This window comes from Endozoicomonas atrinae (genome assembly GCF_001647025.1).
In the GTDB taxonomy this organism is placed as follows: Bacteria; Pseudomonadota; Gammaproteobacteria; order Pseudomonadales; family Endozoicomonadaceae; genus Endozoicomonas; species Endozoicomonas atrinae.
This window is the reverse complement of the sequence record NZ_LUKQ02000036.1, coordinates 1-15,363: the sequence shown is the minus strand read 5'-3', so window position 1 is coordinate 15,363 and position 15,363 is coordinate 1. Positions and strand designations below refer to the sequence as shown.

The following is a 15,363-nucleotide window of genomic DNA, read 5'->3' as shown; positions in this document are numbered from 1 at the left end:
TTACTGAATAACAATAATAACGATAAAGCAGGTAAATCATGGCCAGGAAGTTATTGATGTCAGGCGTTGCTGTCGCCGGAATAGCGGTGTGCAGTGTATTGCTGAACAATTACCTGACAACACCAAGAACATACGACGATACCTCTTTGAGTGAGTGGCGGCCTGATGGGCCTCGTTATGTGGCTCCAGAAAACGCCGTGCTTGGGGTTAATGACACATTCCGTTCGCTTCATGGTTCAACCCGAAATTCTGATGAGGTGCTCACCGCCGTGGCACCCGAGGTTGAGCTGGATTGGGTTGTCGAGCAGGATATGTTCATCACTGAAGGGCCATCTATTGACCGGGAAGGCAACCTGTATTTCAGCCCGGTGACGCCGAAAGAGCATGTGGTTCTGGTCTCCCTTGATGGCAAAACGGGTGAACGACGTTGGGCCATTGAAGGATACAGCCAGGGTGGAGGCGCTCCGTTGGTGCTGGACGATCCGGATCGCCCGGGTGAGCAGATTATCTATCTGACACTGTATGAACGGGCGCTGGCTGTCAGACCCAATGGCGAGATCATCTGGGATGTGCAAACCGGATTGAAAAAGTACATAGACCCTGTTCAGGGGCTCGAAAACAGCCATAATTTTGGTGCGAATTATCTGCCTCAGGCTGATGCGATTGTCAGTGTGGTCATGGATGGCACGATGATTATGCTGGATCGAAAAACCGGCCGTCTGCTGTTGCCTGAGCCATTTATTATTCCCGGCGCTCCTGCAAAACCCTCTAATGCGACCAGAATTCCACAATGGTTGCTGGACAGAGCCGACGCTGTCGCCAGAGAGGCTGTTGGGGAAGACCCGACCCATGGAGGGCGTTTCAGTCGGGTGATGGATATTCTGTTTGGGGGAGGGGTAAAAGTTGCTAACTACTTTTCCATCGATCCTGCCACTGGAAGAATTTTTGTCGCTGCTACGGCAGAAGATGAAGACGATGGGGTTAAGGATAGTTTGGCAGCCAATGGCGCAATTTATGGTATTGATGTCGTCAGAAGGGGGGGCAAGTTACAGCTTGCTGTTGCGGCGAAGGCAATGTTTGAAGGGGGAACCGGTTCAACACCGGCGCTAACTGCTGATGGCAAACGAATCTACACGTCGGATGAGCATGGGCATGTTATCGCCTATGACCGGAATCTGAATGAACTCTGGCGACACAACGTCGGGGAGCAGGTACTGGCTTCCATCACGGTAGCTTCGGAAGGAAATGAGCTTTACGTCGCCACGTTAAAAACACTTTATAAGTTGTTTGACCGTGGAGATCGTGCTGAAGGGGGGTGGTCTGCCAGTCTGGATATGTATCCGGAGCTGATGGGGGCAAAAAATATCAATTTGCTGACTGCCACCGTGACTGCAAACGGGATTGCCATGATGGCTGGTAACGGCATTTTGACTAAAAGTGGCAAGGCGATTCCTCTTACCGTCGGGGTTGGGCTTCTGGATCGGGAAACCGGGAAGGTAATCGGCTATACCCAGGGACTTGAAGAGTCGGTAGCAACAACCATTACCGGGCCAGATGGTGGTTTTTATATCGGACACTCTCCCGTACGAAGGGCGCTCAGTAAATCGCTGATGGGCCCTCTGGTGAATGACCTTACCGGAGGCATTGCACGATACAAACCAGTTAATCCACAATCTCTCAGTCATCATATTCTTTGCAGTGCATCCATTCGTGCCGAAAACGCATCAACGTATTTCAATAGCCATCCGGCTTCTGCTCTTGAAGATCTGAGCCACGTTCGTGTGTTGTTGAGGCAGCTGAATGAAATACCATCGAATGACAGAGCGTCAAGCATTGGTGATTTTGATGAGTTATTAAACTCTGCTGATAGGGGGGCAGTTAAACAATTGGCAACAGAACTCAGTAACGCTTGTGAATTTGTCCGAACCGACTCAGGGCATCAATTGGCTTCTAAGTAACTAACCATATGAAATCCTATTCTCTGAGTAAGTGGTTAGTCACTCTCGGCAACTGCTCCATACGTTGCTCTAACTCCTGCATCCATGCAGTTGTGCAGCGTTACAACTTTGGTCACATAGCTACGGCTATGCTCCCGCCGTTATGCCTTGCATGGTAACTATCCACTCACCCAGTAATATTCGATTCCATATGGCCAGCTACTTACCAATTAAAAAACTGGAAATTAAGACTGTGAGTTCTAAAGTCATTTTGATTTCTCATAACCGCTGAGAACCTTGACTGGTTTTTAGCTGAGAAGCGAGAAACCATGACCAGGGCCGAGCAAAACTGGAGGCAACACAGAGTGATGATTAAGCGTCAATGGTCTTTTTTAGAAGGATTACTCCTTCCTTGTTTTATATCAAAATAATATGTCAGCAAATTGCTATATTGCGCGCAAAATCGATGTTGCTGATTTTCTGTTCAACAGGAATCAGGTCTTACAATAACTCCAGCGGTTGGGTTTCCACTGTTGTCCGGTCAGCCTTAGCTCAACAGAGCTTAGCGGGGTAGTTGACGTGTTTAGCTTTCTTGGTGCATTAGCAATTTTGATCGTAGGCTATCTGGTCTATGGAAAATGGGGCGATCGTCACTTTGGGGCTGACCCGAATCGAGAAACTCCGGCGCATACCCTTCAGGACGGTGTCGACTTTGTACCTTTGCCCTGGCACAAAATTTTTCTGATCCAGTTTCTGAATATTGCCGGTCTTGGTCCTATTTTCGGCGCCATTATGGGGGCGCTGTACGGTCCGGCCGCATTCCTGTGGATCGCTTTTGGCTGCGTGTTTGGTGGTGCTGTCCACGACTACTTCTCTGGCATGCTCTCAGTGCGTCACCAGGGGCAATCCATCCCCGAAATTGTTGGGCATTACCTGGGAGAAGGTTCTCGCAAAGTAATGCGTGGCTTTTCAGTGGTGCTCCTGCTGCTGGTGGGTGTTGTCTTTATGATGGGGCCTGCCGGGTTGTTGGCGAACTTGGGAATGACAGGTATCTTTGCTGATACCAGCTTCTGGCTGGCAGTGATTTTAGCCTATTATTTCATGGCTACCGTGTTACCTGTGGATAAAGTCATTGCGAAAATTTATCCACTGTTTGGTTTAACCCTGTTGATTATGGCCGTCGGTGTTGGTGGCATGATGCTGGTGAAAGGTCTGCCGATTCCTGAAATTACCGATCAACTATCACACCCCAAAGGCTTACCTATCTGGCCAATGCTGTTTGTTACCATTGCCTGTGGTGCCATCAGTGGCTTTCATGCAACCCAGTCTCCGATGATGTCACGCTGCCTGCCAACTGAAAGCTATGGCCGTCGTGTATTTTTTGGAGCCATGATTGCCGAAGGTGTCGTAGCCCTGATCTGGGCAGCGGCGATGGCTTTCTTCCCCAATGGCCTGGAAGGCCTGAATACAGTGCTGGCGAAAGGTGGTGCAGGTCTGGTAGTCAATGAAGTGTCAGTCGGTTTGATGGGGACCGTTGGTGGAATGATGGCCATCCTTGGTGTTATTGCCTGTCCAATCACTTCCGGTGATACGGCTTTTCGAAGTGTACGGTTGATCTTTGCCGATGCGTTGAATATCAGTCAGGCGAACACAAAGAACCGGTTGATGCTGGCAGTTCCCGTTTTTGCGGTTGGTTTTGCCCTGACCTTTATTGATTTCAACATTATCTGGCGTTACTTCGCGTTCTCTAACCAGGCACTGGCTACTATCGTGCTCTGGGCATCGGCCATGTATATGGTTCACCAGGGAAGAAGTCACTGGCTGGCTTCACTGCCTGCAACCTTTATGAGCGCAGTGTGTACTACCTATATTTTGATGGCTCCGGAAGGGCTTGGCCTATCTGCTGCCATTTCCTATCCAGTGGGTGCTGTGGCAGCCATTGCGGCCATTGTCTGGTTTATGATGGCGGCTGCCAAACGGAGTGTATCTGCACAACCAGCGGTATAAAATTCACGAATGACCTTAAAAGCCCTGTTTTTCAGGGCTTTTTTTTGAGCACGGTCAAATGCGCAATATATGGTTATCCCAGCGACAGTCAGCGTGCTTAACCTGATGGATGCGCTTTGCCATTCCCTGTATGCATTCCAGCACCTGAATCTCACCAAGACCATTGCTTACTGCGAGCCTGTTCGGCGAGAGTGGTGTAATACCGGCACAATCCCGTTGATAGAAAAAGGACTTCAGTTGCCCGGTGGATTTCTGTATCAGGGCGACTCGGTTTCCCCTGGGAGAGGTAACGGCAATGGTGTCCGCTTCTGAGAGTAAGGCAACACTGGCTATATAGCCTTTCAATGCCAGCCATTGCTCCGGTAGAGCCTTTATCGCTTGAATAGGATTACCCTGCTGATGGGTAGCGACCAGGGGTAAGGCTTCATCATTACTGCCCTGATGTTGCATGCCAATAGCAACCGTTCCATCGCTGGCAATATCCAGGTGGCGTATGCTCAGGTGGGGATCGACAAATGACCGTTGCTCGATAGTCTTTCCAGAGTGACGGTTCAGATAAACCAGTGAGGGCTCCAGTGAGCCAGGGTTCAGGGTTTTTCTTCCTGTGTCAGGGTGAGTTTTGATACCTCCAATGGCAACAACCAGCGTTTCTCCGTCCGGCATCATTTGAATTTCATGGGGACCCGGATAGGGGAGTAGCCACTCTCCTGTTCTCTTGTATCCCTGCTCAGCGTTATAAATGCTGATGACGCCCTGTAATGAACTTAAGCTGTTTTCCGTCGTATATAGCCATTTTCCATCCTGGCTGAAAACGCCATGGCCATATAAATGCCTTTGATGAATCGCATCGATAGTTTTCTTAATCTGAGTTTTTTCTGCATCAATCACATAAAAATGATAGCCAGGACGTCGTTCAAAAACGACCACCTCCGTTGTGCCCGGGCGAAGGCAGGCGTCATGGAGTCGCTCAGGTACAGGAATTATGCTCGACTGATCTTTGTATGGATCGGTCAGACGAATACTGTGATTACCTGAGGAGTCCATGGCTGCAGAGACCAGTATTTGACGGGATTTCAATGTACATCCTGTACCGATTAAACCAATAACCGACAGAGTTAGTGCATTTTTTATAAATACGCGTCGATGCATTTTATTACTGCTTTAGTTGGAGGTTATTCTTTAAAAAAGCCCCCTAATCACCGTCACTTGAATTAAAGCCCAGAGGCGCTTGAAGCTTACCAGCCGTTTTTACAATCTGCTGGCTGAGTGAGTTAATCTGCTCTTTCAGCTGTTGAAGCTCTTCGATTCTTCCCTGTTCAATGGCTGTGGTGAAGTCATAAGGCAGGTTTTGCATGGATAATGAGAGATTGTCCAGCTCCAGAACAATGCCTTGCCACAAAGAAGCCTGATCCTGGTTTGCGGATTGTTCAATGGCCAGGGCGACAAGAGAATCAAAGGTCGCGAGTACAGTACGGATATTTTCCAGAGACTGTCGGCTGCGCCAGGATTCCGCCAGGAAAAGGTTGGTTCGATTTTTCCCCAGGGGCAGGGCTAGTTCTTTTTTCAGTCGTGCGGTTTGGGCATCAAGGCTATTCAGTACCCAGCCATTCAGGCCCAGGGCATTTTGGCCGCGCTCCATTGCCATCAACTTGTTGTAGTAATTACCTGACTTTTCCCAGTTTTGTTGTAAGTCTAAACTGTTGGCGTATAGCGCTTCGGTGTTCTCAACCAGAAACTGGCAGTACTCTGTTTTCTTCAAAGCCAGAGAATCGTTAGCCTGTGAGTCAAAAAGCAGGTATTCGGAAGCCGACAGGCCCTGAAGAATCACGCTGTCTGACATTATTGGGACAGGAGCTGCATTTTTGAGTCGCTCTTCAACTTTTCGGCCGGTTAGATTCTTCTTGTCTGGCCAGAATTGAAAACGCCAGCCTTCCATATTTTCTTCTAGCATGAGCTGGCTAACCGCTTCTGCAGATTGCCAGCTTAACATGGTAGTACGCCATTGTTGCTGCAGGAGTCCGAAATTTTTGTTGTCCGGATTGAGGCAGAACTCCGAGGCAAGGTTTCTCAAATTAGATGCTTCAGAAACCAGGCTGGTATAACGTGGCTGGATCTGGTCTTCCAGCAAGAGGGTCATGGGTGAACGGGACAAGTCCAGTTTTTCAGGGAAAAACTGATCGCACCCACTCAAGCCCAAAGAAAGAATTATCAGTGTCAGGTACTTCTTCATAAGGATTCTACAAAGTGAATCAACGCGTTACGCTCTCTGGCACTCATTGCCAATACTCGTTGTTTGGATTTGGCTGCTTCGCCATCATGCCAGAGAATAGCTTCTATTAGTGTCCTTGCCCGACCATCATGAAGAAAACCTGCCGTTTCATCAACTTCATGAGTGTGACCAATCCCCCATAGAGGTGGTGTCCGCCATTCATGACCATTGGCCAGGAATTCAGGGCGATGGTCAGCGAGCCCTTCTCCCATGTCGTGTAATAACAAATCAGTATATGGCCAGATCTTCTGGTTTGCCTGTTCTCTGGGAGCCCTAGAGCCGATAGTAAATGACGGAGTATGGCAGGAAACACAGTCAGCGTCGTAAAAAAGCTGTTTACCTGTGAGAACTTTGTCATCCTTGGCGTCGTGCCTGACAGGCACGGCAAGATTCTGGCTGTAGAAGGTTACCTTATTAAGAATATTGTCAGACACTTCGGGATGTTCTCCTGCCATTTGTTCATGACAGCGTTTTTGTTCAGGGGTGCAGCTTTCTTCCATAAAGAGGCTGCTGGTCAGTCCCATATCACCATTGAAGGCTGCGGCATTCTGTTGCTTTAGCGTTGGCTGCCCAGCTTTCCAGCCAAAGCGACCGATAGCGGTCTTGTTCTGCTCAACATCCCAGACCCGGTTTGCTTTTCCGGAAATACCATCACTGTTTTTATCATCAATATCTTCATTGGCGAGAAGGTCGTTTTCGGATATCGCTTCCAGCAGACCGAGACCAATCATAGGCGGAGCTATCCGTGCTGACATCATGACGTTGCCATAGTCATCCGAGGCTAATGGACCATAGCCAGGCTCTTCAATTGAAATAACGGGTTTTCTTAACTCTACGGTTTCACCATCCTGAAACGTAACCTTATGGTATTCATAAGTGACTCGAACGCGACCTTCAGCAATACCTCCGGGCAAGGCAAAATCCTGTAACTGGTCACCATAAACCGGATGAGGGATTACACCCTGATGGGGTAATAACGGCAGCTCTTCTGAGCTGGGAGGAACACTGAGCCTGACCAGCATGGATACACGGTTAAGGTCACCGTCTTCTGGCGCATGGCCACGTCCATCCTTGATATGGCAGTTCTGGCAACCATTGGTGTTAAAAATGGGACCCAGTCCATCTCTGGCTTTGGTGCTGGCGGGGGCTGCAACCCAGGGGTTTCGGAAAAAACTGTTACCAACACTGAAGTCCAGACGACGGCTTACTGCCATATTGGCAGAGGGAAGCGAAAAGGCATTACGCCCAGAAACAGTGGCTGATGTCTGGCCACCTGGTCGCTCTTCACCTTTCTCATAGGTGACTTTTTCGGTGTTGTTACAGCCCAAAAGCCCTGATCCGGTGATCAGGGCTAAAAAGGCGAACCCCATGGCTGGTAATAACATGTTCAGTTTCTTTTTAGAATTGATGGTCTGCCGTATCAGGGTTCAGTTGTTGAATACCGATCAGACCAGCCGCTTCTTCAATGGCGCTGGTTTGAGCAACCAGTGAACTGATGGCAGATTTCACCAATTGGTTACCTTTGTCATCACCCGAAGCGATGAGCTGATCAAAGAAAACGCCTTCCTTTTCGGCTGAGTCAACGAGTTTCTGCAAAGCATCCTGGCTCTGGTCAAAGCGGGTAATAATCGTTATTGCTTCATCTTTACTGGCGGTGGCAACCAGATCAGCAAGGCTTGGCCCGGTGATTACATCGCCGTTTACCCGCTGATATTGACCGGTATAGACATTCCGGATGCCCAGGTTGTTGTAGAAGTGTGAGTTATGGGTGTTATCGCTGAAACAGTCGTGCTCATCTTCGGTTGAGTTTGCTTCCAGCGCTACCTTCATGCGCTCTCCCGCCAGTTCTCCCAGTGAGAGACTCCCCATACCAAACAGCATTTTTCTGAAGCCCTGTTCAGCTGGTTCTGACAGCAATTCTGAGCGATAGTTGTCTTCTACTTCTGGATGCCACTGTTGAGTCATGTATTCCAGATCTGTGATCAGCAGATCCAGTGAGGTGATCAGGTACTGGCTTCGACGCTCACAGTTGCCACCTGTGCAGGCATCACCTTTAGCAAAATCAGAAGCAGGACGGTTACCAGCACCTGCTGCAGTACCATTCAGATCCTGTCCCCAGAGCAGAAATTCAACGGAATGATAACCCGTTGCAACGTTAGCCTCGCTACCTCCCAACTCATTAAGATCTGCAAGAAGCTGAGGAGTCAGGGTATTCAGGTCGAGATTTTCACCGTTTACGGTTAATTCGGTGTTGCTGACAATATTGGCCAGCGCGCCATCATTGCCCATTTCATAGTCGTAGTGTGTGGACTGGACATAATCGATCAGACCTTCGTCAAGAGGCCAGGCATTCAGCTGCCCTTCCCAGTCGTCTACTACCGGGTTACCAAAACGGAACACTTCACTTTGCTGGTAAGGAACACGTGCAGCAATCCAGGCCGCTCTTGCCAGCTCAAGGGTTTCTTCTGATGGGTTGTCTACAAGTTGGAGGCTTGCTTCTTTCAGGGCTTTGGCTGTAGTCAGGGCATCTTCATAAGTCGCCAGGGCAATGTCGGCATAATGAGCAACGACGTTGCGGCCTTCTGTTGGGTTGACAACGGTTTCAGCAGCGGATGTATTGAGGGCTTCTTCAGTACTGTCACAGCCGCTCAGAAGGGCTGTCACCAGCAACATTGAGCCGGCAGCACGCAGGGAGGAATAGGGCATCATCCTTAATGGACTCCGAATATTTTTATTGGTTATGTCAGGCTATGGATTCGGAATTATAATGAGAATTATTCTTATTTCAATAAGAGGGATGATACTGTCGTGTACTTTCGGTGGGTTTATTGAAAAATCACTTTTATCTTTTATTCACTTCAAAGCCATGAATACTCAGGAATAAGACCGATGGCTTTCCACCTCTTGGGTAGAAATGCTTTAGAGCTAATAGTGGTGGGTAGTGTATTATTTGATGAGGTAACTTGAGGCGTTGATAAGAAAGTCAGACAGCCCATATTGGATGAACTGTCTGCTCAATGAAAATAAAGATTATCAGGAAGCAGTTGCTGTCAGGCGATGAGCCCATTTGGTTTTTGCTGCCTGCTGCATATCCACAACTTCGTCACTTTCATCAACGATTTCGCGTCCAAGCAGAGTTTCAATCATGTCTTCCAGTGTCACGATACCGCGGATATCACCATATTCGGTGACAACCATGGCGATATGACTGCGTTTTTCCAGGAAAGTGGCCATCAGTTTTGGCAGTGGTTCTTTCTCAAGAATCGCAATAATCGGACGCTTCAGGCTTTCCAGAGTTGTATTGCCGCCTTCCCGAAGGTGGGAGAGCAGAATGTCATTTCTCATGACAAAGCCATTGATATCATCCGGGTCTTCACCGTAAACAGGGATACGTGAGAAGCTGGAACCAGTGAACTCATTCATATAAGCATCAGTGGTCGTAGATTCTGGCAATGAGAACAACACTGAACGAGGAGTCATGATTTCCACAATCTGGAGATCACGAAACTTCAGCATGTTTTTCATCAGCTCAGACTCGACACCCTGAAGTGCGCCAACCTGAATGCCAAGATCGGCCATCGCTTGAATTTCATCGCGCAGATAAGGGTTCGTTTTGTCCTTTGGACCCAGCTTGCTGGTCAGTAACTCGGTGATCCAGATAATGGGCAGAAGCAGTTTAACCATAAAGCGCACGCCTACGGCCATTACAGGAACCAGAGATTGCCACCAGGAGGCACCAATGGTCTTTGGTATAATTTCAGACAATACCAGGATCAGTAAGGTCAGCACGGCTGAAAAAACACCAACAGAGGCATCACCAAAGACTTTCGCAGCCTGAGCACCAGCACTTGCAGCACCAATGGTATGAGCAATGGTATTCAGGGTGAGGATAGCGGCCAGAGGGCGGTCGATATGATCATGCAACTCCCGGACAATCTTTGCCCACTTGCTGTTTTTCTGCTCAAGGCTAACCACATAGGCTGGGGAGATACTGAGTAGGACGGCTTCAAATACCGAACAAATAAAGGACACCGCAATAGCGATGACAACATACGCAACAAGCGTAACCACGTATGGCTCCAAAGGTAATCAAGGGAACGGTATTCTAGCCTGAGAATTTGATCTTTGGCGATAGAAATTTCCGATTATTACATCGTATTTATAATCAATAGCTTATCGCTATTTCAACCAGGGTATTTCGTCCGACCCCCAAAGAGGTGACTGGTCATTGGGTGAACCATTGTAGTTTATCGTTATTTCCTCATTAGCCAGGATTTTTCGAATGGCAACAAATTCAATGATCTGTTCATTTTCTCTTGGGCGATAAATGGCATTCGGTGTGTAAGAGTGGTTATAGATTGAGCCGAGACCCAGAGCGAGGGCTGCCCGCTTCTGGTCTTTGCCCCAGGCAAAGTAGTAATTGTTGAGCATGGTCAACTCCAGAAGCTCAACCTCTTCATGAGGTATTTCAAGGACAGGGCATTCTTCAATGACCGTATCCCGTTCGATCCGGTTATCTGTGTAAACACCACGCCCTTTGCCATGGCTGTTTGCGATATAGAGCATATTGTTTTTATTGTTATGGTTTTTAGGGATCGCTATTTGTAGTATTAGCCGATCAAAAATATAAATACAGAATAACAAAGATGAGCCTCCCCAACGTAGTCAAAAAAGGGGGGATTTCCCTTCTTCTATGGGTTATTTCTCAAGTAGCTTATGCTACCTCGGGCAACTATGCGGGCAGTCAGGTTTGTGCTGCCTGCCATGTTGAGGCCTATACCGGTTGGAAACAGAGTCAGCACCATTCAGCACTGCAGCAAGCCCGGCGTGATAATGTACTGGGTGACTTCAATAATACGACCTTCCGATATGGTGACGTTACCAGTCGCTTCTTTTTTACGAATGATCAACCTATAGTTGAGACCGATGGACCAGAAGGCAAAAAAGGGCAGTATAACGTAGCTTTCACCATAGGTGACTATCCACTGCAGCAGTATCTGATTGAGTACCCTGGTGGGCGACTGCAGGCGCTGGGGATTGCCTGGGATTCAAGACCGGAGTCAGAAGGTGGACAGCGCTGGTTTCACCTTTATCCTGATGATGACATTGATTATCGGAGTCCACTGCATTGGACTCAGCCTTCACAAAATGGCAACCGGATGTGTATCGAATGCCATACCACTGGGTATCAGAAAGGTTACCAGGCTGAAAGTGATTGGTATAAAAGTCAGTGGCAGGAGGTTGGTGTTGGGTGTGAAAGTTGTCATGGCCCTGCCAGCGCTCATGTGGAGTGGGCGCAGAATCCTGACAAAGCGAAAGGTAATGGGCTGTCTGTGGATATCTCCGATGCCAATATCTGGCACTGGTTACCAGGCGCTTCTATTGCCCAGTCTGTGGATAAAAAAGCACAGAAGCAGATTGAGATTTGTGCACAGTGCCACTCACGCAGAGAAGCCATAACCTCAGGGTTTCAAGTTGATAAGCCTTTGAACGAAAGCTATCAGCCTGAACTGTTACGATCCGGGCTGTATCATTCTGATGGTCAGATTAACGACGAAGTATTTGTTTATGGCTCATTTGCACAGAGTAAAATGTTCCAGGCCGGTGTCACCTGCACCAATTGCCATGACCCTCACACTAACCAGTTAAAAGCCCCGCCGCAGCAAGTATGTGCCCAATGCCATAACCCTCAGGTATTCGATACACCGAAACATACTTTTCACAAGGCTGGCAGTGCCGGCGCTGAATGTGTCAGTTGCCATATGCCAGAGAAAACCTACATGGTTGTAGATCCAAGGCGCGACCACGCCTTCAAGACCCCGAGACCGGATCTTTCAAAAACGCTGGGTACCCCAAACGCCTGTATTCAATGTCACGATGACAAGAGCAATCGCTGGGCGGTTTCCGCACTCGACCAGTGGCTTGGAACAACATGGCGGAATAAGCCGGAGTTTGCCTCGACGTTTCATCTGGCTCGTACCAGTAACCGCGAGGCTGGTAAGTCACTTCTGGAAATCGCCGCTAATGATGGTTATGCCCCCATGATCAGGGCAACGGCCTATAGTGAGATTGCCAACTATCTCAGCAGGTCAGCATTGCCTGTTATCCAGCAGGGGTTGAGTGACAGCAACCCGATCGTTCGGTCTGCTGCTGTTTCAGCGCTGACTCAGGCACCGGCTCAATTGCAACACCAATTACTGCTCCCGTTGATGAAGGACTCCTCAAAGGCTGTTCGTCTGGAAGTTGCCCGTATTGTTGCAGGTATTCCTGAGCAGTGGTTCAGTGCTGAACAGAAAGGTAGACGCCAGCAATTAATTGAGGAGTTTGTCGCGGTTCAGCAGCTGCATGCGGACAGTGCCGCTGGAAGGATCAATCTGGGTCAATTCTATCTGAAACTTGGCCGTGCTACTGAAGCGGTCAAAGAGCTGGAAAATGCCATTGCTGTTGAACCTCTTTTCGATCAGGCGTATATCCAACTGGCATCCACTTATCATCAGGTGAATCGCCACCAGGAAGAGCAGGCTATTCTACAGAAGGGGCTGAAAACGATTCCTATGTCGGCCAGCTTAAATCATGCAATGGGGCTTTATCTTGTTCGTCAGAAACAACGTGAGGCTTCTATCGCCTACTTGGAAAAGGCAGCCGACTTAATGCCGGATAATGCCCGGTTTATTTATATCTATGGTGTTGCGCTGCACTCGACAGGCAAGGTTAGCAAGGCAATAGATATTCTAAAGCAGGGGCTTGATCGTTTTCCCGAGAATATTGATATCGGGAATGCGCTTAGAGCCTATGAAAGTGCCCCTTAAGCACTCTGTTTTTTCGGAAGAAGGTATTTACGCTCGGGGCGTCCCACTGTGCCGTATACAATTTCAGCCTGCAGGTGCTGCTCGCTGGTCAAGTACTCAAGGTAGCGGCGGGCAGTGGTTCGGCTGACCCCGATGCACTGGCCAACCTCTTCAGCACTCAAGGCATTCTGGTTGTCAGAAAAAACACCTCGTACTTTATTCAGTGTTAAGGCATCTATCCCTTTTGGAAGGCGACTTGTGACTTCTTTTGATGCTGATGATGTGGAATCATGCATCAATGTATCCACATCACCCTGTGCCAGTGTTTCAAGAGCAGCAAGGCGATTGATATGTGTTTTATATTTTTCAAGAGATGCCTGCAGTCGCTCAAATACCAGGGGTTTCAGAATATAGTCAAAGACGCCCCCGTGCAGAGCTTCACGTAATGTATCAACTTCCTGTGCCGCGGTAACCAGAATGACATCCGTACGCTGGTTACTGGAGCGAAGCCAGCGTAATAGCTCAAGACCTGTGCCTGTGGGAAAGTGAATGTCCAGCATCAGTAGGTCAGGAGACAAAATCTCGACCATATCCTGCGCATCAATCAGGCTGTGCGCCAGGCCGATCACTTCAAAACCGTCTACGCGTTCCAGAAAGCGGCGCTGAATTTCAGCAATCTGCAAGTCATCTTCGGCGATAACAACGCGAATCATACCAGCTGAGTTCCTTGTGTTATTTTTTGTTCAGGAGATACTTTGGGGATGAAAACAACAAAACGACTGCCTCCGTGATCACCGGGCTCTACCAATACCTGACCGCCCAATATGTCCAGTTGTTTACGAACCAGGTAGAGGCCAATGCCGTGACCATCCTCCTTTTTACTGGTAACGCCTTTGTTAAAAATCCGGCGTTGATCTTCTGCGGTAAGACCCGGACCATCATCATCAATTTCAAAAATCAGGTCATTGCCAAGGTCAGTCATACTCAGCCGGACTTCTCCTCCCGGGCCTTTATGGTGAAGAGTGGCTTCGAGGGCATTATCCAGCAGGTTACCAATAATTGCGACCAGCTGATCACGGGAAAGGTCAGCTGGTAATGACCTCATATGACTGCTGTCATCAACTTTCAGGGAGAGCCCGAGTTCCCGGGCGCGACTGTATTTTCCTAACAGGCAGCCGGCCAGAATCGGGTCCGGTGCTGCTTCGAGCAGTAACTGTATCAGAGCCTGATGGCTCTGGTTTTCCTGTCCGATATAGTTCAGTGCTGCTTCAGTGGCTCCAATCTGAATCAGCCCGGCAATCGTGTGGAGTTTGTTGCTGTATTCATGAGCCTGACTGCGCAGGGAGTCAGCGTATTGCTGCACTCTATCTAATTGCTGGCTGACACGATCTAATTCATCTTTAAGGCGGAAGCTGGATACAACACCGGTAACCTGACCACCAGTTGTTAGAGGAATACGATTGACAATCAGCTGTTTACCCTGCATCCAGACCTGATGATCATAATGAGGCTTGCCAGTCGTCAGTACATCCAGAATATTGCTGTCTGGAAGTACTTCCTGCATTGGCAGGCCGATAAGATCCTGGCTGGTGGGCAGGCCCAGAGTCGCTAATGCAGCCTGGTTACAGGTGGTTATCCTGCCATCCTTGTTGATGGCAATAATACCTTCCCGGACAGACTCAAGAGTGGCGTTCCTTTCCTGGTATAGCCTGCCGATCTGCTCCGGTTCCAGTCCAAAAATGGTGCGTTTAACGTAGTCTGCAAAGGCAACCGCCATCACCGCACTCACGAGAAATCCCAGAATGATGACCAGAGCCAGAGTCTGGCGGTATCGATTCACGACGCTGGCAATACGGTCAGTAAGGTAGCCCACTGAAACAACGCCAATCATATCTCCGGTTTCATGGGAAACGATGGGGGCTCTGGCCCGCATGGAACTGCCAAGACTGCCCTGTGCCGTGTAGGCATAGGCCTTGCTGTCAGGAAACATCAGCGGACGTTCACCAGGCTCATCATCGAGCATGGATAAGCCGATAGCAGCGGTGTCAGGATGGGCAAGGCGAATACCTTTGCTATCACCAATAACAACGTAGCGTGCACCATTTTTCTCAGCCAGGCGAAGGCTGAGGGGCTGAAGAAAATCGCTGTCCCGGTTCTTTACAGCACTCAATACCGATGGCATATCAGAAATGGTAGAAGCAACATTCATGGCCTTCTGCGCCATCTGTTCATCTAATACCAATCGCATTTTCTAAATCCTTAAGCTGCCGCCAACTATGCTTAGGCATCATTACCATGCATTATCTAGAACAGATGTCTCGTCGACCACAGCTACCCGAAGGTTTTAATGATGTTGATTTTC

11 protein-coding genes are annotated in these 15,363 nt (G+C 48.8%); 3 read left to right on the top strand and 8 right to left on the bottom strand.

Translation table 11 applies throughout. The features are described from left to right. The first annotated feature begins 38 nt into the window (after positions 1-38). Positions 39-1,958: a PQQ-binding-like beta-propeller repeat protein gene (locus AK963_RS07370; protein WP_139117292.1), complete on the top strand. Its 1,920-nt coding sequence runs from the start codon at positions 39-41 to the stop codon at positions 1,956-1,958. 558 nt (positions 1,959-2,516) lie between these two features. Beyond that, positions 2,517-3,944, top strand: coding sequence for a carbon starvation CstA family protein (locus AK963_RS07365; protein ID WP_066014811.1), 1,428 nt, complete (start codon positions 2,517-2,519; stop codon positions 3,942-3,944). 54 nt (positions 3,945-3,998) lie between these two features. Here AK963_RS07365 and AK963_RS07360 read toward each other — a convergent pair whose 3' ends face one another. From AK963_RS07360 to AK963_RS07335, 6 genes are all read right to left on the bottom strand, one after another. Further along, on the bottom strand, positions 3,999-5,093 hold the full coding sequence (locus AK963_RS07360) for a DUF1513 domain-containing protein (protein WP_066014810.1): 1,095 nt from the start codon (positions 5,091-5,093) through the stop codon (positions 3,999-4,001). A gap of 43 nt (positions 5,094-5,136) precedes the next feature. Then, entirely contained in the window at positions 5,137-6,174 is a 1,038-nt protein-coding gene (locus tag AK963_RS07355; protein ID WP_066014809.1) for an imelysin family protein, read from the bottom strand. Next, positions 6,171-7,598, bottom strand: coding sequence for a di-heme oxidoreductase family protein (locus AK963_RS07350; protein ID WP_066014808.1), 1,428 nt, complete (start codon positions 7,596-7,598; stop codon positions 6,171-6,173). The genes AK963_RS07355 and AK963_RS07350 overlap by 4 nt, the downstream gene beginning before the upstream one ends. Positions 7,599-7,611: 13 nt before the next feature. Continuing rightward, complete coding sequence (locus AK963_RS07345; RefSeq protein ID WP_175404463.1) at positions 7,612-8,922, bottom strand: imelysin family protein; 1,311 nt, start codon at positions 8,920-8,922, stop codon at positions 7,612-7,614. Between the two features lie 324 nt (positions 8,923-9,246). Continuing rightward, positions 9,247-10,284: a CNNM domain-containing protein gene (locus tag AK963_RS07340; protein ID WP_066014826.1), complete on the bottom strand. Its 1,038-nt coding sequence runs from the start codon at positions 10,282-10,284 to the stop codon at positions 9,247-9,249. Positions 10,285-10,392: 108 nt separating this feature from the next. Next, positions 10,393-10,779 carry an SET domain-containing protein gene (locus AK963_RS07335; protein ID WP_066014825.1) on the bottom strand — a complete coding sequence of 129 codons (387 nt, stop codon included), beginning with the start codon at positions 10,777-10,779 and terminating at the stop codon, positions 10,393-10,395. An 80-nt stretch (positions 10,780-10,859) separates the two neighbouring features. Here AK963_RS07335 and AK963_RS07330 point away from each other — a divergent pair, with 80 nt between their 5' ends. Beyond that, positions 10,860-13,022, top strand: a complete 2,163-nt coding sequence (locus AK963_RS07330) for a multiheme c-type cytochrome (protein ID WP_066014806.1) — start codon at positions 10,860-10,862, stop codon at positions 13,020-13,022. Here the strand turns inward: AK963_RS07330 and AK963_RS07325 are convergent. Together AK963_RS07325 and AK963_RS07320 are read right to left on the bottom strand one after the other, a co-directional pair. Further along, the gene (locus AK963_RS07325) at positions 13,019-13,714 is read right to left on the bottom strand and encodes a response regulator (RefSeq protein WP_066014805.1); all 696 of its coding nucleotides are present in this window, start codon (positions 13,712-13,714) and stop codon (positions 13,019-13,021) included. The two genes, AK963_RS07330 and AK963_RS07325, sit on opposite strands and share 4 nt — an antisense overlap. Next, on the bottom strand, positions 13,711-15,249 hold the full coding sequence (locus AK963_RS07320) for an ATP-binding protein (protein ID WP_083232522.1): 1,539 nt from the start codon (positions 15,247-15,249) through the stop codon (positions 13,711-13,713). Before AK963_RS07320 ends, AK963_RS07325 begins: the two co-directional genes overlap by 4 nt. Positions 15,250-15,363 lie beyond the last annotated feature (114 nt).